The organism is Allobosea caraganae, from assembly GCF_003351345.1.
Taxonomy (GTDB): domain Bacteria; phylum Pseudomonadota; class Alphaproteobacteria; order Rhizobiales; family Beijerinckiaceae; genus Allobosea; species Allobosea caraganae.
Genome location: NZ_QQTO01000037.1, coordinates 358879 through 380917 on the forward strand (window position 1 = coordinate 358879; position 22039 = coordinate 380917).

Here is a 22039-nt window from a genome sequence, read left to right on the forward strand (position 1 = left end):
CTAAGCAAAATGGCGCGCCTCGCGGCGCGCCATCATGCGGTCAGGCTCTGCTGAGCCGGATCACTTCGCGCGCTTGGCGCCGACTTCCTCGTCCCAGCGGCGGAAGGCCAGGACCATCTTGTCAGGGGTCAGCGGCACCTCGATCGGGTTGTTGGCGATCAGGTCGGCATATTCCGGCCGGCCGTATTCGGCGATCGCCTTCTGGCTTTCCGGCGGGGCCATCGAGAGCGGCACGTCCTTCACCGCCGGGCCCGGATAGAAGTAGCCCTCGTCATAGGTGAAGGCCTGCTGCTGCGGGGTCAGCGCGAAGCTGATCAGGTCGAGCAGAACGGCGAGCTTCTCGTTCGAGACGCCCTTCGGGATGTACATGTACTGCGCGTCCGAGACCCAGTGGAAGCCCTTCAGCGCCTGGATCTTGGCCTCCTTCGGCACGATGCCGAGGACGCGCGGGTTGATGTCCCAGCCGGTGGTCGAGATGATGATGTCGCGCGAGCCGTCGCCGAACTCCTTCATCGTCGCGGCGGTGCCGGTCGGGTAATACTCGATGCCGTTGCCGAGTTCCTTCAGGTAGGCCCAGGTCTTGTCCCAGCCATTGACGGGATCCTTCGGATCCTTATCGCCGAGCAGGTAGGGCAGGCCCATGATGAAGGTGCGGCCCGGGCCGGAATTGGCCGGACGGGCATAGAGGAAGCGGTTCGGGTTCTGCTTGGTGTAGGCGAGCAGTTCCTCGGCCGTGGTCGGCACGGCCTTGACGCGCTCCGGCATGTATTCGAGCAGTGGGCCCGACGGATAGTAGACCACGCACATGCCCTGGCCGGAGCCGAGATTGTGCATGTCGAGCGCCGGCTTCATCAGGACCTTGGTCGGGTCCGGCAGCGAGGCGGCATGGTCGGGGAGCAGCGTGACCCAGAGCTTCTGCTCGATGCCGGCGGCGAGCGCGTCGAGGCCGCCGATGACGAGGTCGATATCGACGCGGTTGGCCTCCTGCATCGCCTTGATCTTGCCCGGCAGCTCGGGAGCCGGCGCCTTGATGAAGGTCATCCGCGAGACCAGGTTCTTCTTGGCGTCGCGGTAGTTCTCCAGCGGCTTCTGCAGCAGCGCGAGCGCGCCGCCGACGTCGATGATGTTCAGCGCCACCGGCGCTTTCGGCAGCGGCAGGCCCTGGGCCAGCGCGCCCGTGGCGCCGGTCGCGCCGAGCGTCAGCACGGCGGCGCCGCCCTCGACGAATTGACGGCGCGACGGGCCGGTCTTCCTGGTCTGGTCTGTCATGGTTCCTCTCCCTGGGATTGCCATTGCTTCACTCGGTCAGGCGCAAGCCTGCCATCGGCTCCCGCACCATGCGTTCAGGTGCGAAGATCAGATTCCTTGGACTGGGGCTTAAGCCCTCGATTCTGGTGGCGACGGGCGCGGCGAGCCCAATGATGTCGGATCGGCCGGTCCTGAGCCGGCGCGCGGCACGGCTCGGCGAAGCGGCGTCGTCCTCGACCGCCCGCTCCACCTTGTCCTGCGTCGCCGGGGCCATGCGGTCGGGCCGGCGGTTCAGACAATGCGAACCCGGCGAGACCGAAACATTGGCGCGGTGCGCGACGTCGATGATCCCTGCCGCCATTGGCGCTCTACTCAAACCGCTCGTGGAGCGTTACACCATACCGGTAGACAGGCAAACAAGATTTCCGTGGCAAAAGGGTGAACTATGGTCGGAGTTTCCGCGAAAGACCTCTCCGGCTGGCTGATCGGCACCTTGCTGCCGGCCTGGATCAGGCGCGCCTATGACCCGGCACGTCCGGGCTATGCCGAGACGGTCCAGCCCGATGGCAGCGTCGTCGAGGCCGAGCGGCGCACCACGCTGGTGACGGCGCGGACGCTCTACGTCTTCAGCCACGCTCACCTGCTCGGCGTGCCCGGCGCGCTGGAAGCCGCGCGCCACGGCCTGTCCTTTCTCCTGAACAGCTGCCGCCATAGCGACGGCCGCTTCAGCCATGCCTGCACCGCGACGGGTGAGATCATCGACGGCAAGTCGGATTTCTACGACCTCGCCTTCGTCATCTTCAGCCTCGCCTGGTACGCGCGGGCGACCGGCGAGACCGAGCCGCTCGCGCAGGCCGAGGCGGTGATGCGCTTCATCGAGACGGACCTCGCCTCGCCCACGGGCGGCTTCCTCGAGGACACGCTCGGCACCCTGCCGCGCCGCCAGAACCCGCACATGCACCTGCTCGAAGCCTGCCACGCCATGGCCGAATCCTCCGGCGACAAACGCTGGCTGGAGCGCGCGGATATGATCGTGCGCCTGATGCAGCAGCGCTTCGCCGCGGATGGCACGCTCGGCGAGTTCTTCGACGAGGATTGGCAGCCCTTTGCCAGCGAGAAGGGCCTGATCCGCGAACCCGGCCACCATTTCGAATGGACCTGGCTGCTCTATCATCACGAGCGCCTGACCGGCTCTGGCGCCGCCCGCGAGAGCGCCCGCCAGCTCTTCGCCTTCGGCGAAAAGTTCGGCCAGGGCGCGCAAGGCAAGCCGGTGATCAACGAGGTCGATCCGCAGGGCGCGGTGCTGAGCGGCGCCACCCTGCTCTGGCCGCAGACGGAGTATCTCAAGGCGCTGGCGGCGCGGGTCGAGTTCGAGAATGACGGCGAGGCCGCCAGCCGGCTCGACAGCCACTTGCGGCTGATGTTCGAGCGCTTCGTCGATCCGGCGACGGGGCTTTGGACCAACCTGCTCGATGCCGAGGGACGAAAAGTGGTCGAGCCGGCTCCGGTGCGCGTGCTCTATCATCTCGTGCTGGCGCTTGCCGATGTCTGCCGGGTGAAGGCGGCCTCCGGAGCGTGAACCTGCGAAAGCGCCGTCATACCGGCCGGAGCCCCGGAGATTCATCGCAGAGCACCGGATATCCCGTCATGCTCGTCCTCGGGCTCGACCCGAGGATCATCCCGAGCATCCACGTCTTGACCACCGCACTCGATCAGCGAAGACGTGGATGGTCGGGACAAGCCTGACCATGACGGCTGGGGCGCAGCTCATCCGAGACGGGAAGAGGACTCGATGCGCAAGATACTCGTCATCGGCATCGGCGCCGGGAACCCGGACTACCTGACGGTCCAGGCCATCGCGGCGCTGAACAAGGCAGACGTCTTCTTCATCCCAGACAAGGGCGAGGAGAAGGCGGCGCTGCGGCAGCTGCGCACCGACATCCTCGAACGCTTCGTCGAAGCTCAGGACTACCGCACGGTGGTGCTGAAGACGCCGAAGCGGGCCGAGGCCGGCACGGATTATCGCGGCGCGGTCGACGACTGGCACGCGAAGCTCGCCGAGGCCTATCGGCACCTCTTCGAAACCGAGCTTGGCGAGGGCGAATGCGGCGCCCTGCTCGTCTGGGGCGATCCCAGCCTCTACGACAGCACCTTGCGCATCATCGAGCGCATCATCGCGACCGGCTTTTCGCTCGACTACGAGGTCATCCCCGGCATCACCAGCGTGCAGGCGCTGGCCGCCAGGCACCGCATCGCGCTGAACCGGATCGGCGAGCCGGTGCTGATCACCACCGGGCGGAAGCTGGAATCCGAGCCGGCTGAGGACGCTGTCGTGATGCTCGACGGCGAGCAGGCATTTTCGCGGGTTGTCGGCGAGTACGAGATTTTCTGGGGGGCTTATCTCGGGACGCCGGAGGAGATCCTGGTGGCCGGGAGGCTTGATGAAGTCAGCGGCGAGATCGAGCGGCTCAGGCGGGAGGCGCGCGAGCAAAAGGGCTGGATCATGGATACGTATCTGCTGCGGAAGCTTGAAACCGGCAAAGAATGAGGCGCGGGAGCCCCTCTCCCGTAAGGAGAGGGGTTGGGGGTGAGGTGTAGGCCGTTTGACGCTACAGCCGTGAGCTAACCGCGGCCGCCGTTGAGTTTCACTAGTGTTCTGGCCGACCCCTCACCCTGCCCTCTCCCTACGGGAGAGGGTTCCCCGCGCTAGTCGCGGCAAGGGGGTGAGAAATGGCGCCCTGCCAGCGCTCCCTCACTCCGCCAACGCCGTCCCGACGCCGAGCAGCGCCTCGTCCTGGTTCACCGCCAGGCTGGTCAGCCGATACAGGATGAACCCGGCCTTCTCGGAGCGGATGCTCGCCAGAACCTTGCCGAAGACGTCCCTGATCTCGCCCACTACTTCGCCCTCCGCCACCGGCTCGGACAGGTTCTTGGCCGGATACCAGAGCCCGCCGACCGGCGCCTTCGGCACCCACATCGTCACCACCTGCATCGGCTCGGCCGGCGCTGGCTCGGCATCGGCGATCATGCCGAGATGCTTCATCACGCGATGCACGCCGGCGCTCATCGTGCCGACCGTATCCTCGCCCCAGAGCCCGTTGCCGCTGACTTCCGGCAAGATGCCGGGGATGCCGAGCTTGAAGGCCGAGTCGAGCGTGTATCCGGCGCCGCCAGAGGCGACGATCACCGGCAGGCCGAAGGCCTCGGCCAGCGCCCGCGACCTGGCGCAGGCGCGGGGATAGATCGTGAAGGGCGCCAGCCCCTCGTCGAGATCGCCGCCATGCAGGTCGATATAAGCATCGGCGAGCGGGTAGACGCTGCTCGTCAGCCAATGCGCCAGACGCTGGCTCGTCGTGCCCTCGGGATCGCCCGGGAACATCCGGTTCAGGTTCTTCCCGTCCTGCGGCATGACGTAGATGCTGCGCTTGTGGAAGCCCTGGACGTTCAGGATCGGCAGCACCAGCAACGTGCCCTTGAGCATCTCGGGTTCGAGCTTCATCAGCCGCAGCGCCGTCTCGATCGAGCAATATTCCGAGCCGTGCACGCCGGCCGTGACCAGCAGGCATGGGCCGGGCTCGGCGCCCTCGACGATCGCGAACGGAATCTCGACATCGTCGGCGAGCGGCCTGACATAGCCGAACGCGGTGCGGGCCTGTCCCGTGCGGATGGGCGGAAGGGTCGTCATCGTCAAATCCGTTGTGAGAGCGCCTGGGCGGCTGTGAAGATGCCCGCGGAGGGAAGCTTAGAGCATGCTGCGACGACACCGAAAACCTCTCGACGTCATCCCGGACAAGCGGCGAAGCCGCGCCGCTCCGGGATCCATCGTAAAGCACTGCGCTCTATGATGGATCCCGGAGCTCCGCTGCGCTTCGTCCGGGATGACGGCGTCTGGTTCTGGCAAATCACAGCAAGAGATCGCCCCTGCTACAGGAACGAGCCCCTCACGGCCTCTCCGGCAAGCCGCTCCCGCTCGACCGCATCAGCGCGTCGATCAGGCGGTGAACCTCCATCGACTTGACGCCGCTGGCGGCGGGCTCGCTGCCGGTCTCGATCGCCGTCAGGAAATCCGCGATCAGGCGCTTATGCGCGAGGTAGTCGCCGACCACCGCCGGATCGCCGGCATCCTCGCCCTCGTCGACCACCGTGCCGTCATGCAGCCATAGGCGCAGCCGGCCGCGCTCGAGGATGGCGGTGCCATGCTCGCCGCTGAGCTCGATCCGCTCGGGGAAGCCGGGATAGGCCACCGTCGTCAGGTCGAGCGTGCCGATCAGCCCGTCCTCCCAGAGCGCGGACCCGCCGACGACATCCTCGGTATCGATCGCGCGCAGCGGGCTCGTCGCGACGAAGCCGGCCACGGTTTGGGGCAGGCCGACGAGGTCCATGAGCTGGTCCATCGCGTGGATGGCCTGGGTCATCATCACCCCGCCGCCATCGCGGTCCTTCAGGCCACGGCCCGGCTCGGCGAAGTATTCAGGCGGGCGCCACCAGCGCACGGCGAGGGCCGCGGAACTGAGCCGCCCGAGGGCATGCCGCCGCATCAGCTCGGCGAGCTTCAGATGCGGGGTGCGGAAGCGGTTCTGGAAGACGATGCCGAGCTTGACGCCCGCCTCGGTGCAGAGCTCGACGACGGCCTGCGAGCGCGCCAGCGTCGCCTCGATCGGCTTTTCCAGCAGAACGTGCTTGCCAGCCTTGGCGCAGCGCTCGACGATCTCGTGATGCGACCAGGGCGGCGACAGCACCAGGACGACGTCGATCGCCGGGTCGTCGATGACCCGCTCCAGCTCGGCGACGGTGGGCAGGCCAAAACTCTCGGTAAAGGCCCGGCGTCTGGCCTCAGTCGGGCTCCAGGCAGCGGTGATCTCGGCACGATCACCCAGTTCGCGCAGCGCAAGGACGTGCTTCTTGACGGCCATGCCGAGGCCGACGAGACCAATCCGGTGGCGGGAGGTCATTGGCCTTCACCTCGCGGCTTGCCGTCATACTCGGTGGCCGCGAGGCGCCCGCCCTGGAAATGCTCGGCGAGCTCGGTCGCCTCTCCGATCGCGCCGACCTCGTCGACGAAGCGCTCGGCATTGTCCTGCGGCCTGAAGCCGAGGCGGTAGGCGTTGCTGTTGTCCCACCAGTTCCGGTCGTTGTCGGAGACGCCGTAGACGATCTCGTAGAGGTAGTCGGCGGTGAGGCCGATCCTGGTCATCTCGACCATGTCTGGGTAGCTCATCCAGGTGCTTAGCATCCGCCGCGATTTCGGCTTCGGGAAGGTCGAGCCGATGCGCATGCACAGTGCGCGGATGCCGTACTTGTAGGCGTAGAGGTTGGCGAGGTCCTCGCCGAAGGCCTTGCTGAGGCCATAGCGGCCATCGGGCCTGGCCGGCGAGGTATGGTCGAGCTTGTCCTGGCGCGTGTAGAGCCCGATCGCGTGGTTCGAGCTGGCGAAGATGATGCGCTTTGTGCCGGCCTTGCGCGCGGCCTCCCAGAGGTTGATCGCGCCGACGATGTTGGCGGAGAGGATGACGTCCCAGGGCGCCTCGCTCGCGTGGCCGCCCATGTGGACGACGGCGTCGACGCCTTCGAGCAGCCGGTCGACGGCCGGGGCGTCGGCGAGGTCGCAGGCGACGAATTCCTCGTGCGGACCAGGCTCCAGCGGGCGCCGGCTGGAGAGCCGGATGATCTCGGCCATGCCCTTGAGCTCGGGCCGCAGCATCTGGCCGAGCCCGCCGGCCGCGCCGGTGATCAGGATGCGTTTCAGCGTCATCGTTCTCGAAACCTCATGCACTCCCCGTCATTGCGAGCGTAGCGAAGCAATCCAGGGGGTCTCGCTCGCCCGGTCCCCCTGGATTGCTTCGCTACGCTCGCAATGACGGAGGAGGCTCTGGGAAGCATCGACAGCCCTGCCCCATCAGACGAGGTGCGCCTCGATATAGGCGTGGTTGATGTCGTGCCCGAGGCCGGGCTCGTCGCGCATGTGGACGTAGCCGTCGCGGTCCATCTCGTCGTCGATGCGGTTGAGATAGGCCGGCGGCTTGTCGTGGTCGATGAACGGGTGCAGCAGGCCGCGCTCGTAATAGGTCGTGTTCTGGATCGCGGCGCAGACGGCCATGTTGCCGGCGCCGCCGCCATGCACCTCGCAGAGCATGTGGAAGCCCTCGGCGATATGGGCGCATTTCAAGGAAGGACTGATGCCGCCGACATCGTAGACGCCGGTGCGGATCATGTCGCAGGCGCCCTTCGAGGCCCATTCCGCCCGCGTCCAGTACTTGCCCTGCATGTTCTCGGGACCGAGGATGTTGAGCCGGGTCAGCTTCGAGTTCAGCCATTGATAGGCGCTGAGCGAGGCCTCCTCCATCATCTCCTCGATCCAGAGATAGTTGAGCTCCTCGAGCTGCTGGCAGAGCCAGAGCGAATCCTGGCGCGAGTACCAGTGGTTCGGGTCGACCATCAGCGGGATCTCGGGGCCGACCGCCTCGCGCACCGCGGCGCAGGCGGCGATGTCCATCTTGACGTCGGGCGCGCCCTTGATCGGCGGCATCCAGGTGTGGAGCTTGATCGCCTTGTAGCCGCGCTCCCTGACCATCCACTCGGCGAAGCGGCCGTAATCCTCCGGCGTGGCGAGCCCGCCCTTGAGGTCGTCGCCGCACATCGTGCTGCCATAGGCCAGGATCTTGCTGCGGTAGCCGCCGGCGAGCTTCCAGACCGGCTGGCCCATAATCTTGCCATAGAGGTCCCAGAGCGCGAGCTCGACGGCGCAGACGACGCGGTCGGTCATCTGGCCGCTGCTGCCGCGCTGGCGCTTGTAGAGCGCATGCCAGATCTGCTCGCGCATCAGCGGGTCGCGGCCGATCAGGATCGGGCGGATATAGCTCTGCAGCAGGTCCTCGGTGACATAGGCCGGCAGGCAGGTGATGTGCCCTTCGGTCCCGTCGTCAGTGGTGATGGTCAGCAGCGCCTGCTTGGCGTCGCGCTCCGGCCCGGGATGGCCGTGCCCCTCGGAATCGCGGCTGGTATCGGTCTTGTAGGAGAAGACCTTGGCCTTCACGTCGACGATCTTCATGGTCGTTCCCTCGCTACCGCCCGGCGGGTTGCCCCACCGGGGAATGGGCGGTTCGCGCCGGTTGGACCGGTGGCCGCACCTGATTTGATCCGACTTATGTTGTCAGACAGGTTCGTATCGCGAGGATTCCGGCGCTGTCAATCCATTTGCCGCGGGCAGTGGGGTTCGCACGAGAACCCTGAGCAGGTCGCAACAATCAGTCGCTTGACAGAGTCGGCCTCCCTCAGGCAACCTGTATGACAACTCTGTCATCAGAACAGATAAGTGGGAGGACGCTGTGGTGGAATTCGCCAAGCTTGGAATCAGGCCGATGCGCCATGGGCGCATGCTGGCGGCAGCGCTTGCCCTGCAGGTCGGGCTGCTCGCGCCCGGGCTCGCCCAGGCCTTCGGCGAGGCGCCGCCGCTGAAGCAGCTCGTCGATGCCGGCAAGCTGCCGCCGGTCGACCAGCGCCTGCCCAAGACCCCGCAGGTGATCACGCCCTACGAGCGCGTCGGCCAATATGGCGGCGTGATCCGCCAGGCGATGCGCGGCGACGGCGACTACAACGCCATCCTGCGCGCGGTCGGAGCCCAGGGCCTGACCCGCTGGGACATCAAGTTCACCGAGATCGTGCCGAACGTCGCCGAGGGCTGGACGACCAACGCCGACAAGTCGGAATACACCTTCAAGCTGCGGCCCGGCATGAAATGGTCTGACGGCCAGCCCTTCACCGCCGACGACATCCTGTTCTTCGTGCAGGACCTGCTGCCGGACAAGGCCTTCTTCCAGTCGCCGCCGCCGCGCTATGTCGTCAACGGCAAGCTGATGACGGGCGAGAAGATCGACGACAATACCGTCAAGCTCACCTTCGGCGGCCCCTACCGGACATTCCCCGAGGAGATGGCCGCTCCCGTCGGCCAGCATCCGGTGCTCTACGCCAAGCACTACTGCAAGCAGTTCCACCCGAAATACGCGACCAACCTCGACGAGCTGATGAAGCAGAACAACGTCAAGGACTGGGCCGCGCTGATGCGCCTGAAATGCGGCGACATCGAAGTGCCCTCGCGCTGGGCCAACCTGGAGCGCCCGACGCTCGACCCCTGGGTCGTCAAGGAGCCCTACAAGGGCGGCGCCACCCGCATCGTGCTCGAGCGCAACCCCTATTTCTGGCAGGTCGACACGGCCGGCAACCAGCTGCCCTATACCGACGCCCTGCAGTTCACCGTCTTCGGCGACGTCGAGACCATCCTGCTCGCCGCCATCAACGGCCAGCTCGACCTGCAGATCCGCTATCTCAACGCCATCTCGAACAAGCCGGTCCTGAGCGAGAACATGGCCAAGGGCGCCTACACCATCATGGAGATGAAGGACCTCAACGCCAGCTCGGCCGGGTTGATGGTCAACCAGACCTCGCCCAACCCAGCCCTGCGGACGCTGATCAGGACGCCCGGCTTCACCAAGGCGCTCTCATTGGGGATGGACCGCAGCGAGATCAACGAGATCGTCTTCCTCGGCGGCGGAACCCCGCGCCAGATCGGGCCGCTCGAGTCGCATCGGCTCTACAACAAGCAGCTCGCAACCCAGTTCATCGAGCATGATGTCAAGCAGGCCAACGCGATTCTCGACGGGCTCGGCCTGACCAAGAAGGACGGCCAGGGCTTCCGGCTCTATCCGCAGGGCGGCCGCATCAGCCTCGCCGCGATCGTCAGCATCGGCTCGCCCGCCTATATCGAGGTTCTCGAGCTGATCCGGAAGCAATGGGCCGAGATCGGCGTCGAGCTGCTGATCCGCTCGTCGGAGCGCTCGCTCTTCTACGACCGCGCCCAGAACAACGACTACGACCTCAGCGTCGACGCCATCACCGGCGGCCTCGACCCGACGCAGGAAGTGCGGAGCGTGCTCGTCGTCCACCCGCTCGACTCGCGCCAGAGCATCCCGTGGGTGAAGTGGTACACCAGCGGCGGCAAGGTCGGCGAGGAGCCGAGCGAGAGCATGAAGCAGCGGCTCGCGCTCTTCGACAAGTGGAAGGTCGAGCCCGACGAGGCCAAGGCGGATGATATCTACCGCCAGATCCTCCAGCTCGCGGCCGACGCCTTCGAGGTGATCGGCGTGGCGCAGCCACCGGCCCAGCTCGGCATCCGCAAGAACAACCTGCGCAACGTCTTCGACACCATGCCCTATGGCTGGACCTACGCGACCCCGGGCGGATCGCTGCCGCAGCAGTACTTTTACGCCCGATAGCCGGACCGCCGGCGCGGCCATTCAGGCCGCGCCGCCTCCCGATCCTTGATTTGACGCATTTTCTTCACGCGAACCGGCAGCCACTTCGCTCGAAAATGCTGCGCACGCTCGGAGTCCCGCCATGGCGCGCTACATCTTCAAACGTCTGCTGGCCACGATTCCGTTCATCTTCCTGGTCTCGCTGACTGTCTTCGTGTTGATCCAGCTGCCGCCGGGCGATTTCGTCACGAGCTATGCGGCCAAGGCCTCGGCCAATGGCGAGACGATCGACCCGGCGACGCTCGACAGCATGCGGGTGCGCTACGGCCTGGATCAGCCGATGCTGACCCAGTACTTCACCTGGATCAGCGGCATCATCCTGCACGGTGATTTCGGCTATTCCTTCGAATGGCAGGCGCCGGTCTCGAGCCTGATCGGCGAGCGCATGCTGCTCACGCTCGTGCTGTCGCTGCTGACGCTCGCCTTCACCTGGTGCATCGCCCTGCCGATCGGCATCTACTCGGCGGTGAAGAAGTACTCGCTCGGCGACTACGTCTTCACGCTGATCGGCTTCATCGGCCTGGCCGTGCCCAACTTCCTCTTCGGCCTGATCCTGATGTACCTCGCCGTGGTCTATTTCGGCCAGGACGTCACCGGACTGTTCTCGCCCGAATTCGCCAACGCGCCCTGGTCCTGGGCCCGCGTCGCCGACCTGATGCAGCACCTCTGGATCCCCATCATCATCCTCGGCACCAGCAGCGCGGCGAGCCTGATCCGCATCATGCGCGCCAACCTGATCGACCAGCTCTACCAGCCCTATGTCGTCACCGCCCGCGCCAAGGGGTTGAAGGAGGTCACGCTGCTGCTGCGCTACCCGATCCGGCTGGCGCTCAACCCGTTCATCAGCACGCTCGGCTGGATCCTGCCGCACCTCGTCTCGGGCGCGGTGATCACCTCGATCATCCTCAACCTGCCGACGGCCGGGCCGCTGCTCTACCAGTCGCTGCTCTCGCAGGACATCTACCTCTCCGGCGCCTTCCTGCTGCTGCTCTGCCTGATGACCGTCATCGGCACCTTGCTGTCCGACATCCTGCTCGTGCTGGTCGATCCGCGCATCCGCTTCGACTGACGCCACGAAACAGCGCGCGTCGCCCGCGGCGCGCCAAGACAAAGAGTCTGGGGAGAGCCATGACCTTAGCCGTCGAAGCCATCGCACCTGGCGCGACCGTCGCGAAGATCGCCTATGCCTCGCAATGGCGCCTGCTCTGGCTGCGCTTCAAGCGCCATCGCCTGGCCGTCATCGGCCTGGTGCTGACCTGCCTGGTCTACTTCATCGCGCTCTTCGCCGAGATCATCGCGCCGGCCGATCCCGAGCGGGCCAATTCCCGCTTCGTCTACCACCCGCCGCAGGCGCTGCACTTCATCGATACGTCGGCCGAGGGCGGCTGGAGCCTGCGCCCCTATGTCTACGCCTACACCATGAAGCGCGACCCGGCGACGCTGAAGCAGCTCTTCGTGCCCGATGCCGGCGGCCGCAAGACCTACCTGCGGTTCTTCGGCGAGGGCGATGCCTACCAGCTCTGGGGCGTCATCCCGATGAACATCCATCTGCTGGCGCCGGAGAAGGCCGGCGAGACCTTCTACCTCTTCGGCTCCGACCGGCTCGGCCGCGACATGCTCAGCCGCGTCGTCTACGGCGCCCGCACCACCATGTCGATCGGCCTCGTCGGCGTCATCATCAGCGTCGTGCTCGGCATCTTCCTCGGCGGCATCTCCGGCTATTACGGCGGCAAGATCGACTGGGTGATCCAGCGCCTGGTCGAGTACATCCTGTCGCTGCCGACGATCCCGATCTGGCTGGCGCTCGCCGCCGCCCTGCCCAAGGGCTGGTCGCCGATCCTGCAATACTTCACCATCACCGCGATCATCTCGCTGGTCGGCTGGACCGAGCTCGCCCGCGTCGTGCGCGGCCGCTTCCTGGCGATGCGCGCCGAGCCCTTCGTCACGGCGGCCAGGCTCGACGGCGCCCGCGAGGGCCGGATCATCTTCCGCCACATGCTGCCCTCGCTCGCCAGCCACATCATCGCCGCCGTCTCGCTGGCGGTGCCGACCATGATCCTGGCCGAGACGGCGCTGAGCTTCCTCGGCCTCGGCCTCCAGCCGCCGGCGATCAGCTGGGGCGTGCTGCTCAAGGAGGCGCAGAACATCCGCTCGATCGCCGCCGCGCCCTGGGTCTTCATCCCCGGCGGCGCTGTCATCCTGATGGTGCTCTCGCTCAACTTCGTCGGTGACGGCCTGCGCGATGCCGCCGACCCCTACAGCCAGTGAAGGCGTCACGCTCATGAACCCTGCCATGACCCAGACGGCCCCGGCTCAAGCAGTCGCGCTGCCCGAGACCATCCTCGACATCCGGCGGCTGACCACGACCTTCGGCCGCGCCAAGACCGACATCGCCGCCGTCGACGACGTCAGCCTGACCATGAAGCGCGGCAAGACGCTCTGCATCGTCGGCGAGAGCGGCTCCGGCAAGAGCGTCACCGCGCGCTCGATCCTGCAGATCATCGACCCGCCCGGCCGCGTCACCTCGGGCGAGATATTGTTCTCCAGCGCGCGCGCGGCCGGCCGGCCGGTCGACCTCGTTAAGCTCGGGCCGCGCAGCCGCGCCATGCGGGCGATCCGCGGCCGCGACATCGCGATGATCTTCCAGGAGCCGATGACCTCGCTCTCGCCGGTCCACACCATCGGCTGGCAGATCGCCGAGGTCATGCTGATCCACCAGGCGATCGACATGGCCGAGGCGCGCGCCCGCACCATCGAGTTGCTGAAGCAGGTCGAGATCCGCGATCCCGAGCGCGCCTTCGACCGCTACGCCTTCGAGTTCTCCGGCGGCATGCGCCAGCGCGCCATGATCGCGATGGCGCTCGCCTGCAACCCGGAGATCCTGATCGCCGACGAGCCGACGACCGCGCTCGACGTCACCACCCAGGCCGAGATCCTCGCCCTGATCAAGCAGATGCAGGTCGCCCGCGACATGTCGGTGCTGTTCATCACCCATGACATGGGCGTCGTCGCCGAGATCGCCGACGAGGTCGCGGTGATGCGCCGCGGCAAGCTCCTGGAGATCGGCCCGTCCGAGCAGATCTTCTACCATCCGCAAAGCAGCTATACCGGCGACCTGATCGATTCCGTGCGCCGGCTGGAGCGCTCCGCCCGCAAGCCGGTGCCCGAGGGCGAGGTGCGCCCGCGCCTGCTCGACGTCCGCAACCTGACCAAGACCTACCCGTCGCGGGCCGGGCTGCTCAAGGTCAGCGCCGCCTTCACCGCCGTCTCCGACGTCTCGCTGCACCTCGACGAGGGCGAGAACCTCGGCATCGTCGGCGAGAGCGGCTCGGGCAAGTCGACGCTCGGCAATTGCCTGATCCGGGTGCACGAGCCGACCATCGGCGAGGTCAACTACCGCCAGCCGAACGGCGTCACCATCGACCTGACCAAGGTCCCGGCCGCGGAGATGCGCCGCATCCACCGCGACATGCGGATGATCTTCCAGGACCCGTTCGCCTCGCTCAATCCGCGCATGACCATCGGCCAGCTCATCGGCGAGCCGCTGCTGGTGCAGGGCCTGATGAAGGGCGATGCGCTGCGCCGGCGCGTCGGCGAACTGCTGGAGATGGTCGACCTACCTGCCGACGTCATCGACCGCTACCCGCACGCCTTCTCCGGCGGCCAGCGCCAACGCATCTGCGTGGCGCGTGCGCTCGCGCCCGACCCGCGCCTCGTCATCGCCGACGAGGCGACCTCGGCGCTCGACGTCACCGTGCGCTCGCAGATCCTCGACCTGCTGCTCGGCCTGCAGGAGCGGCTCAAGCTGAGCTACATCATGATCAGCCACGACCTCGGCGTGATCCGCTATTTCTGCGACCGGGTCGCGGTGATGTATCGCGGCAAGGTCGTCGAGACCGGCAACGCCATCAAGGTCTGCTCGGAGCCGGAGCACCCCTATACGCAGGCCCTGCTCTCGGCCGCGCCGGGCTCGCATCCGGGGGATCGGAGGATCATGCGGCGGCATAGGTATGTGGCGCCGGAGTTGGTGCCGGGGGTGGCGTAGCGACCCGCGAGTCAGCAAGCCTTGACGCGAGAAGCGCGGGGCACCCTCTCCTGTAAGGAGAGGGCAGGGTGAGGTGTAGGCCAGAACACCAGTGAGACTGGAGGATAGCCGCGCTCGAGTTGGTGAAATGCGGTCAGCTTCTCCCCATTGCTTCGCTACGCTCGCAATAGCGGTTAGCTCACGGCTACAGCGTCAAACGGCCTACACCTCACCCCTACCCCTCTCCTTACAGGAGAGGGGATCCCGCGCCTCCGTCGGGAAGGTCAGTTCACCCTGCCAACTCAACCATCTCCACCCAATCCGGGCTGCTCCCCACCTCGACCCTATCTGTCACGCCAAGCCCACCCGTCTCGCCATCGATCGCATAGACCGTGACGTGGTCGGTCGATTGTCCCAGCGCCAGCAGATACCGCCCGCGCGGATCGATGCCGAAGCCGCGCGGCTGCGTCTCGGTCGCAATGTGCTGCAAAGGCCGCAGCCTGCCATCCGCCTCGACCGCGAAACTCGCCAGGGTCGAACCCGTCCGTTCGGAGGCGTAGAGGAAGCGGCCATCCGGCGTGATCTGGATGTCGGCACCCCAGGGCTTGCCGCCGAAGCCGGGCGGCAGCGTCGTCACGACCTGCCTGCCGGCGAGCACGCCCCGCTCCGCGTCATAGTCGAAGACCGTGACGGAAGCGTCGAGCTCGCCGAGCAGATAGAGCCGCTTGCCTGAGGGAGCGAAGACGAAATGGCGCGGGCCGGTGCCCGCCGGCACGGAGGCCGTGCGCGGCTGCGACAGCATCCCGCCATCCCTGTCGAGAGCGAAGCTGTAGACCACGTCGCCGCCCAGGCTGGTCGCCAACACATGGCGATTGGCAGGGTCGGCCATGATGCCATGGGCATGCGGCAGGGTCGGCAGGCGCTGCGCCACCTCCTGCGCCACGCCATCCGCCCCGATCGGGCTCATCGTGACGACGTTGCCGTCATAGGAGGCGCCGAACAGGAAGCGCCCGCTGCGATCGGTGGCGATATAGGCGACGCTCTCGGCCATCGCGGCGAAGCCGAGCACGGAGAGCACGCCCGTGGCCCGGTCGATCCGGAAGCTGGCGATGCCGCGCGGCGCCCCGCGCATGGCGGCGTAGAGGACGTCGCGCCCCGGCGACAGCGCCAGCGGCAGCGAGCGGCCGGGCTCCACCAGACCGGGAAACGGCAGGCGCTGGACCGGGCTGAGCTTGCCGTCAGCGGCCGAGAGCCGCAGCACGCTGATGTCGCCGCCCGCGCCGTTGCCGATATAGACGGCGAGATCGGCCTGGCTGCTCGGAGAATGGGACGACATGCACGGCTCCTGAGGCTTGCCAGACGCCCGACGCGGTCAGGACACCCGATCACATGGATGCTTGTTGGGATTGCGCCCTTTGCCGGGGCGCTCAGGTCGCGGCCGATCCCGCCTTGATCAGCGTGGAGTAGCGGGCGCGGCTGCCGGCGAGATGCCCGCGCATCGCGGCCGCAGCCAGCGCCGAGTCCTGCGCCGCCACCGCGTTGCGAATGGCGCGGTGCTCGGCATCGACCATCGCCATATAGGCGCCGACATCGCCAAGGTTCTTGGTGCGCCCGACCATATGCCGGCGCGGCACGGCGAATTCGCCGAGATATTTCAGGAACTCGACGAAATAGGCATTGCCGGTGGCGCGCGCCAAAGCGTGGTGGAAGGCGAGGTCGGCGCTGACCCCGGCATCGCTGAAACTGTCGGAGGCCGACATCGCGGCGATGGCCCGGTCGAGCGCGGCGATGTCCTCATCCGTGCGCCGGGCGGCGGCGAGCGCCGCGCATTCGACCTCGACCGCAAGCCGCAGCTCCAGCACCGAGAGAATGTCCTCGACGGTGGCCCGCTCGATCCCACCGAGAAAAACCTGCTTCTTCGGCGCCTCCAGCACGAAGGCGCCCGAACCCTGGCGCGTCTCGATCAGCCCGGCCGCCTTGAGCGAGGCCACCGCCTCGCGCACCACGGTGCGGCTCACGCCGGCCGAGATCGCCAGCACGGCCTCGGAGGGCAGCCTGTCGCCGGGCTTCAGCCGGCCATCCTCGATCCGGCCTTCGAGCTCCTGCACCAGCGTCGTCACCAGGCTCTTGCGGCTGGACGGGGGGATGCTCACGAGCGCCGGTTGCGTGGACGATGACATGCGGTCGCGTTGCCCCCTGGTTGAATCGCGGTCCCGATCTGCAGTCCTTCTTGTATGACGACACGCTGCGCCCGTCTATGCCGCAAGGCGAACCAGCCCCGCTGTGCGGGAATGCCGAGGCGGCACTGATCCCATCTTTTGCCCACGCTCGCGCTCAAATCCGCCGCTGCGGCGCCAGGCGAGCGCCCCGCGCGAGCCCATGGCGAAAGCCCGGCTTCGGCGGGCCTCACAGCCTGTTGGCCGAAAGTGATATGACATCATGAATCTCGGTGCCCTGCTCGCGCCCGAGCGGCAGAATGCCCGCCCCGAGCGGCTCCCGCGCTTGACGCGCCGGCCGGCCCCATGCATAAGTTGTCATACAAATTTGACGATCTGATAGATGGCGATCCCGGCGCGCTTCGCGGCGAAGACAGGGACGAGGCCAGCGACGACGGGAGGCTCACTTGTCCGTAACCAACACGATCTCCGCCCCGCCTCGCGCCGCGGGGCGCGCGCCCTCCTCGATGGATTGCCAGGAACTCAAGGCGCGCGTCGGCCAGGGCCTGCTCTCCTTCCCCGTCACCTATTTCGACAAGCACGGCGAGTTCGACGCCGAGCCCTATCGCGCCTCGGTCGCGCGCGCCGCCAGCCATGGCCCGGCCGCGCTCTTCGCCGCCGGCGGCACCGGCGAGTTCTTCTCGCTCGGCTTCGACGAGTATCCCGCGATCATCCGCACCGCGGTCGAGGCGGCGCAGGGCGAGGTGCCGATCATCGCCGGCTGCGGCTATGGCACGCGCATGGCGGTGCACCTGGCTCAGGCAGCCGAGGCCGCCGGCGCCGACGGCATCCTGCTGCTGCCGCACTACCTGATCTACGCTGAGCAGGCCGGGCTCTACGCTCATGTCAAGGCGGTCTGCGACGCCGTGAAGATCGGCGTGATCGTCTATAACCGCGACAACGCCATCATCAGCGCCGACACGCTGATCGCCCTGACCAAGGCCTGCCCCAACCTGGTCGGCTTCAAGGACGGCCATGGCGATATCGAGCAGGTCCAGAGGATCACCACCCTGATCGGCGACCGGCTGACCTATGTCGGCGGCATGCCGACCGCGGAGGTCTACGCCGCGCCCTACTACGCCGCCGGCGTCACCACCTATTCCTCGGCGGTCTACAACTTCATCCCGCAGGCGGCGCTGCGCTTCTACGAGGCCATCGCGGCGGGCGAGAAGCCGGTGATCGACGACATGCTGCGCCGCTTCTTCTACCCCTACCTGCAGATCCGCAATCGCGGCCGTGGCTACGCCGTCTCGATCGTCAAGGCCGGCATGCGCATCATGGGCGAGGATCCCGGCCCCGTCCGCTCGCCGCTGACCGACCTGACCCCGGCCGAGCACGACGACCTCGAGCGCCTGCTCAACGACGCTTTCGACGGCAAGCCGGCCTGAGGGCTTCCTCATCGTCATTGCGAGGAGCGCAGCGAAGCAACCCAGGGGGACCGGGCGAGCGAGGCAGTCGATGTGACAATCGCAGCGAAGACCAGCGAAACGCGGGATCCCCTCTCCTGTAAGGAGAGGGGTAGGGGTGAGGTGTCGGCCAGAACTTGCTTGGTCTCGACCTGACCGCTTCAGCCCGGATTGCTTCGCTGGTCTTACGGCCGACACCTCACCCTGCCCTCTCCTTACAGGAGAGGGTTCCCCGCGCTTCTTTCGGTGAGAGCCGAGACGCTCACTTGCCCTTGCTGACGTTCCAATAGACCGGCACGCCGGCGGTCAGCAGCCCGTTGAGATTGGCCTGCTGGCCGCGCACCAGCCAGAACTGGCCGACGGAGACGTAAGGCACCGTCTCGACCGCGCGCTCCTGAATCTGCTTTGCGATCGCCTTGCGGGCGTCGAGGTCGGGCGCGGTCGTGAACGATTCGCGCAGCTTCTCGATCGTCTCGTCGCAGGGCCAGCCGAACCAGGACTTGTCGCAGTTCGAGCGTAGGCCGAGATGGCCGACCGGCTCGGTCATGTCAGGCGCCGCCGGACCCGACTGGAAGACCGACCAGCCACCCTGCTCGACCGGGTTCTTGCTGGTGCGGCGGCTCGACAGCGTGCCCCAGTCCATCGCCTGGTAGTCGACGTTGAGGCCGATATCGCGCATCATCTGCGCCACGACCAGCGTGTGCGGCGAGAGCGCCGTCTCGGTCGCATCGAGCAGCACGATCTTCTCGCCCTTGTAGCCGCTCTCGGCCACCAGCTTCTTCGCCGCAGCGACGTCCGGCTTCGGATAGGCGGCGTCGGTATAGTAGGGCGAGTCGCACATGTAGAAGGACAGGCAGACGGTATAGAGCGCCTTGTCGTCGACATAGGCGCGCAGCGTCTGCTCCTGGTCGATCAGGCGCAGCATCGCCTGGCGCAGCTTCTGGTTGTTGAAGGGCGGCTGCAGCTGGTTCATCCGAAATACGCCCTGCAGCGCCGCGAGCTTGCCGATCTTGATCTTCGGGTTGCCCTTGACCAGCGGGATCATGTCCGGCGGCACCTCCTCGAAGATGTCGATCTCGCCGGCCTGGAGCGCGTTCAGCGCCGTCTGCGCATCCGGCATGATCTGCCATTCGACGCGGTCGACATTGGCGACCTTGCCACCGGAAAGCCCGTCCGGAGCCTCCTTGCGCGGCACGTACATCGGCGCCTTCGCGTAGACGATCTTGGCGCCGGGCGACCACTCGTCCTTGACCAGCATGAACGGGCCGGAGCCGGTCGCGTCGGTGATGTTCTGGTTCGACGGCGTCGCTGCGATGCGCGCCGGCATGATCACCGGCAGCATCGAGCTCGGCTTGCCCAGCGCGTCGAGCACCAGGCCCCATTTGCCCTTGAGCACGAGCGTGACGGTCTTCGGGTCGGTGGCGGTCAGCGAGGCCGTGTTGGCCATGAGCTGCTGGCCGAGCCCGTCGCGCTCGCCCCAGCGCTTCAGCGAGGCGACGACGTCGGCGGAGGTCACCGCCGTGTTGTCGTGGAACTTGAGGCCGTCGCGCAGCACGAAGACCCAGGTCAGGCCGTCCGGCGAGGTGGTGTAGCTCTCCACCATCTGCGGCTTGATCAGCCCGGCGGAATCCTGCGCGAACAGCGTGTCGTAGACCATGTAGCCATGGTTGCGGACCATGTAGTCCGAGGTCGTCATCGGATCGAGCGTGCGCAGGTCGCCGAAGGGGCGGACCTTGAGCACGCTCTGCGCCATGGCCGGCAAGGCCGCCAGCGTCAGCGCGATGGCCGCGGTCGCCAGCGCCAATCGTCTCGTGACTATTCTCATGCTTCCCTCCCAGGATCGTTCGACGTGAGCGTTCCGCCTTCAGTCGGCGGTGTGGTCTTGGTTCAGCTTCTCAGCTTGCGCGCCAGGCGCGGGTCGATGGCGTCGCGCAGGGCGTCGCCGAGCACGTTGACGGTGAGCACCAGCAGCGCCAGCGAGACGCCGGGAAACGCCACCATCCAGGGTGCGCGCTGCAGGAAGGGCCTGGCCTCGGCCAGCATGTTGCCCCAGCTCGGGATCGTCGGCGGCGTGCCGGCGCCGAGGAAGGACAGGATCGATTCGACGATCATCGCCGAGGCGAACACGTAGGTCGCCTGCACGATCACCGGCGCCGCCGCGTTGGGCAGCACGTGCAGCAGCAGCATGCGCGGCAGCCGCGTGCCGTTGGTGACGGCGGCCTCCACATAGGTCTGCTCGCGGATCACCAGCACCGAGGAGCGCACGATGCGGGCCATGCGCGGAATCTCGGCAATGCTGATCGCGATCACCACGTTCTTCACGCTGGAGCCGAACAGCGACATCAGCGCAATCGCCAGCAGGATGCCGGGGATCGCCATGATGCCGTCCATGATCCGCATCACGACGCCGTCGAGCTTGCGCACGAAGCCGGCGCTGAGGCCGATCAGCAGGCCGAAGACGACGGTGACGAAGGTGACCAGCGCGCCGACCGTCAGCGAGATCGCCGTGCCGTTCAGCGTGCGCGAGAAGGTCGAGCGTCCCACCTGATCGGTGCCGAAGAGATGGTCGAGGCTCGGCGGCCGCAGGCGCTGGATCGGGTTCAGCCGGGCGGGATCGGCCAGCACATGCGGCGCGACCAGCGCGACCAGCGTGAAGAACAGGATGACGCCGAGCCCGCCGAGGATGACGGGGTTGGCGCGCAGGAAGCGCCAAGTCTCGCGGATATAAGTCCCGCGGGCGTGGACACCGCCGGCCTTCACCTCAGCGGCTCCCGATCGGGTCTCGGTCATCGCCATGGGGCCTCAATAGCGGATGCGCGGGTCGAACAGCGCGTAGCTGAGGTCGACCAGGAGGTTGACGAGGACATAGACGACCGAGAAGACCAGGATCAGCCCCTGCACCACCGGATAGTCGCGGCGCAGGATGGCGTCGGTGGTGAGCCGCCCCAGGCCGGGGATGTTGAACACCGTCTCGGTGACCACGACGCCGCCGAGCAGCGCGGCGATGCCGACGCCGACCACCGTGACGATCGGGATCGCGGCGTTCTTCAGGGCGTGGCCGATGACGACCTTGCCCGGCTGCACGCCCTTGGCATGGGCGGTGCGGACATAGTCCTCCGCCAGCACCTCCAGCAACGCCGTGCGGGTGATCCGCGCCAGCAGCGCCGCATAGAGCATGGCGAGCGCCAGGCCGGGCAGGACGAGGCTGTTCAGGCAGGGCCACAGCCCTTGCGACAGCGGCACGTAGCCCTGCGTCGGGAACCAGCCGAGCCCGAGCGCGAAGACGTAGACCAGGAAGAAGGCGACGATGAAGACCGGCGAGGAGAAGCCGAGCATGGCGAAGGCCATCACGGCACGGTCTACGAGGCTGCCCGCCTTGATCGCGGCGAGCGTGCCGAGCGGCAGGGCGATCACCAGGGCCATCACGATCGCGACCAGCGCCAGCATAGCGGTCGGCTCGATGCGCAGGCCGATCAGCCTGGTCACCTCCATGTCCGAGAAGACCGAGCGGCCGAGATCGCCGCGCGCGATCTGCCCGGCCCAGCCGACGAGCTGCTCGACCAGCGGCTTGTTCAGCCCGAGCGTCTCGCGGATCGTCTCGATCTGCGCATTCGTCGCCTGGTCGCCGGCGATCAGGATCGCCGGATCGCCCGGCGTCAGCCTGAGAAGGAAGAACACGAAGAGCGCGACGAAGCCGAGGACCGGAACGGTCGAGGCGAGCCGGCGCAGGATGTAGGGGATCATGGGAGTAAGGCCGGGCGCAGAGGCGCGGCAAGGCACGACTTCGTCATCGCTAGCAACCCTCCCCGCGCTTTTGTTGTAAAACGTTTCAAACAA

18 protein-coding genes are annotated in these 22039 nt (G+C 67.0%); 7 read left to right on the plus strand and 11 right to left on the minus strand.

What is annotated here, in order from left to right:
- Positions 1 to 60 precede the first annotated feature (60 nt).
- Both DWF00_RS26210 and DWF00_RS26215 read right to left on the minus strand, forming a co-directional pair.
- Entirely contained in the window at positions 61 to 1269 is a 1209-nt protein-coding gene (locus DWF00_RS26210; RefSeq protein WP_114828257.1) for an extracellular solute-binding protein, read from the minus strand.
- Positions 1270 to 1297: 28 nt separating this feature from the next.
- Positions 1298 to 1609 (minus strand): helix-turn-helix domain-containing protein, encoded by a 312-nt coding sequence (locus DWF00_RS26215; RefSeq protein WP_114828256.1) that lies wholly within the window; start codon positions 1607 to 1609, stop codon positions 1298 to 1300.
- An 84-nt stretch (positions 1610 to 1693) separates the two neighbouring features.
- Here DWF00_RS26215 and DWF00_RS26220 point away from each other — a divergent pair, with 84 nt between their 5' ends.
- Entirely contained in the window at positions 1694 to 2827 is a 1134-nt protein-coding gene (locus DWF00_RS26220) for an AGE family epimerase/isomerase (protein ID WP_114828255.1), read from the plus strand.
- A 213-nt stretch (positions 2828 to 3040) separates the two neighbouring features.
- A complete protein-coding gene (gene cobF / locus DWF00_RS26225; RefSeq protein WP_114828254.1) occupies positions 3041 to 3796 on the plus strand; it encodes a precorrin-6A synthase (deacetylating) in 756 nt (251 codons plus the stop codon).
- A gap of 204 nt (positions 3797 to 4000) precedes the next feature.
- Here the strand turns inward: cobF and DWF00_RS26230 are convergent, their stop codons facing one another.
- The 4 genes from DWF00_RS26230 to DWF00_RS26245 all read right to left on the minus strand — a co-directional run bounded on the left by DWF00_RS26230 (position 4001) and on the right by DWF00_RS26245 (position 8296).
- Positions 4001 to 4933: a succinylglutamate desuccinylase/aspartoacylase family protein gene (locus DWF00_RS26230; RefSeq protein WP_114828253.1), complete on the minus strand. Its 933-nt coding sequence runs from the start codon at positions 4931 to 4933 to the stop codon at positions 4001 to 4003.
- A 256-nt stretch (positions 4934 to 5189) separates the two neighbouring features.
- Positions 5190 to 6200, minus strand: a complete 1011-nt coding sequence (locus tag DWF00_RS26235; protein ID WP_114828252.1) for a Gfo/Idh/MocA family protein — start codon at positions 6198 to 6200, stop codon at positions 5190 to 5192.
- Positions 6197 to 7000, minus strand: a complete 804-nt coding sequence (locus DWF00_RS26240; RefSeq protein WP_114828251.1) for an NAD-dependent epimerase/dehydratase family protein — start codon at positions 6998 to 7000, stop codon at positions 6197 to 6199. Before DWF00_RS26240 ends, DWF00_RS26235 begins: the two co-directional genes overlap by 4 nt.
- A 144-nt stretch (positions 7001 to 7144) precedes the next feature.
- Positions 7145 to 8296 (minus strand): enolase C-terminal domain-like protein, encoded by a 1152-nt coding sequence (locus DWF00_RS26245; protein ID WP_114828250.1) that lies wholly within the window; start codon positions 8294 to 8296, stop codon positions 7145 to 7147.
- 280 nt (positions 8297 to 8576) lie between these two features.
- Between DWF00_RS26245 and DWF00_RS26250 the strand changes: the two genes are divergently transcribed.
- The 4 genes from DWF00_RS26250 (at position 8577) to DWF00_RS26265 (ending at position 14601) form a co-directional block, all read left to right on the plus strand.
- The gene (locus DWF00_RS26250) at positions 8577 to 10517 is read left to right on the plus strand and encodes an ABC transporter substrate-binding protein (RefSeq protein ID WP_114828249.1); all 1941 of its coding nucleotides are present in this window, start codon (positions 8577 to 8579) and stop codon (positions 10515 to 10517) included.
- A 121-nt stretch (positions 10518 to 10638) separates the two neighbouring features.
- Positions 10639 to 11625 carry an ABC transporter permease gene (locus tag DWF00_RS26255; protein WP_114828248.1) on the plus strand — a complete coding sequence of 329 codons (987 nt, stop codon included), beginning with the start codon at positions 10639 to 10641 and terminating at the stop codon, positions 11623 to 11625.
- Positions 11626 to 11684: 59 nt separating this feature from the next.
- On the plus strand, positions 11685 to 12824 hold the full coding sequence (locus tag DWF00_RS26260; protein ID WP_114828247.1) for an ABC transporter permease: 1140 nt from the start codon (positions 11685 to 11687) through the stop codon (positions 12822 to 12824).
- 25 nt (positions 12825 to 12849) lie between these two features.
- On the plus strand, positions 12850 to 14601 hold the full coding sequence (locus DWF00_RS26265) for an ABC transporter ATP-binding protein (RefSeq protein ID WP_210207862.1): 1752 nt from the start codon (positions 12850 to 12852) through the stop codon (positions 14599 to 14601).
- Positions 14602 to 14869: 268 nt separating this feature from the next.
- On the opposite strand, the gene DWF00_RS26270 is transcribed toward DWF00_RS26265, so the two are convergent.
- Both DWF00_RS26270 and DWF00_RS26275 read right to left on the minus strand, forming a co-directional pair.
- The gene (locus DWF00_RS26270) at positions 14870 to 15916 is read right to left on the minus strand and encodes a lactonase family protein (protein ID WP_114828245.1); all 1047 of its coding nucleotides are present in this window, start codon (positions 15914 to 15916) and stop codon (positions 14870 to 14872) included.
- Between the two features lie 91 nt (positions 15917 to 16007).
- A complete protein-coding gene (locus tag DWF00_RS26275; RefSeq protein ID WP_181832539.1) occupies positions 16008 to 16733 on the minus strand; it encodes a FadR/GntR family transcriptional regulator in 726 nt (241 codons plus the stop codon).
- 530 nt (positions 16734 to 17263) lie between these two features.
- On the opposite strand from DWF00_RS26275, the gene kdgD reads away from it, so the two are divergent.
- On the plus strand, positions 17264 to 18184 hold the full coding sequence (gene kdgD, locus DWF00_RS26280) for a 5-dehydro-4-deoxyglucarate dehydratase (protein ID WP_114828465.1): 921 nt from the start codon (positions 17264 to 17266) through the stop codon (positions 18182 to 18184).
- Between the two features lie 280 nt (positions 18185 to 18464).
- On the opposite strand, the gene DWF00_RS26285 is transcribed toward kdgD, so the two are convergent.
- From DWF00_RS26285 to DWF00_RS26295, 3 genes are all read right to left on the minus strand, one after another.
- The gene (locus tag DWF00_RS26285) at positions 18465 to 20027 is read right to left on the minus strand and encodes an ABC transporter substrate-binding protein (protein WP_114828243.1); all 1563 of its coding nucleotides are present in this window, start codon (positions 20025 to 20027) and stop codon (positions 18465 to 18467) included.
- 62 nt (positions 20028 to 20089) lie between these two features.
- Positions 20090 to 20992: an ABC transporter permease gene (locus tag DWF00_RS26290; protein WP_210207861.1), complete on the minus strand. Its 903-nt coding sequence runs from the start codon at positions 20990 to 20992 to the stop codon at positions 20090 to 20092.
- A 12-nt stretch (positions 20993 to 21004) separates the two neighbouring features.
- Positions 21005 to 21946 carry an ABC transporter permease gene (locus DWF00_RS26295; RefSeq protein ID WP_114828241.1) on the minus strand — a complete coding sequence of 314 codons (942 nt, stop codon included), beginning with the start codon at positions 21944 to 21946 and terminating at the stop codon, positions 21005 to 21007.
- Positions 21947 to 22039 lie beyond the last annotated feature (93 nt).

Excerpts from the sequence above, each read along its gene's own strand:
- DWF00_RS26210 (WP_114828257.1), bottom strand. The coding sequence starts at position 1,269 with ATGACAGACCAGACCAGGAAGACCGGCCCGTCGCGCCGTCAATTCGTC.
- DWF00_RS26215 (WP_114828256.1), bottom strand. The coding sequence starts at position 1,609 with ATGGCGGCAGGGATCATCGACGTCGCGCACCGCGCCAATGTTTCGGTC.
- DWF00_RS26220 (WP_114828255.1), top strand. The coding sequence starts at position 1,694 with ATGGTCGGAGTTTCCGCGAAAGACCTCTCCGGCTGGCTGATCGGCACC.
- cobF (WP_114828254.1), top strand. The coding sequence starts at position 3,041 with ATGCGCAAGATACTCGTCATCGGCATCGGCGCCGGGAACCCGGACTAC.
- DWF00_RS26230 (WP_114828253.1), bottom strand. The coding sequence starts at position 4,933 with ATGACGACCCTTCCGCCCATCCGCACGGGACAGGCCCGCACCGCGTTC.
- DWF00_RS26235 (WP_114828252.1), bottom strand. The coding sequence starts at position 6,200 with ATGACCTCCCGCCACCGGATTGGTCTCGTCGGCCTCGGCATGGCCGTC.
- DWF00_RS26240 (WP_114828251.1), bottom strand. The coding sequence starts at position 7,000 with ATGACGCTGAAACGCATCCTGATCACCGGCGCGGCCGGCGGGCTCGGC.
- DWF00_RS26245 (WP_114828250.1), bottom strand. The coding sequence starts at position 8,296 with ATGAAGATCGTCGACGTGAAGGCCAAGGTCTTCTCCTACAAGACCGAT.
- DWF00_RS26255 (WP_114828248.1), top strand. The coding sequence starts at position 10,639 with ATGGCGCGCTACATCTTCAAACGTCTGCTGGCCACGATTCCGTTCATC.
- DWF00_RS26260 (WP_114828247.1), top strand. The coding sequence starts at position 11,685 with ATGACCTTAGCCGTCGAAGCCATCGCACCTGGCGCGACCGTCGCGAAG.
- DWF00_RS26265 (WP_210207862.1), top strand. The coding sequence starts at position 12,850 with ATGACCCAGACGGCCCCGGCTCAAGCAGTCGCGCTGCCCGAGACCATC.
- DWF00_RS26270 (WP_114828245.1), bottom strand. The coding sequence starts at position 15,916 with ATGTCGTCCCATTCTCCGAGCAGCCAGGCCGATCTCGCCGTCTATATC.
- kdgD (WP_114828465.1), top strand. The coding sequence starts at position 17,264 with ATGGATTGCCAGGAACTCAAGGCGCGCGTCGGCCAGGGCCTGCTCTCC.
- DWF00_RS26285 (WP_114828243.1), bottom strand. The coding sequence starts at position 20,027 with ATGAGAATAGTCACGAGACGATTGGCGCTGGCGACCGCGGCCATCGCG.
- DWF00_RS26290 (WP_210207861.1), bottom strand. The coding sequence starts at position 20,992 with ATGACCGAGACCCGATCGGGAGCCGCTGAGGTGAAGGCCGGCGGTGTC.
- DWF00_RS26295 (WP_114828241.1), bottom strand. The coding sequence starts at position 21,946 with ATGATCCCCTACATCCTGCGCCGGCTCGCCTCGACCGTTCCGGTCCTC.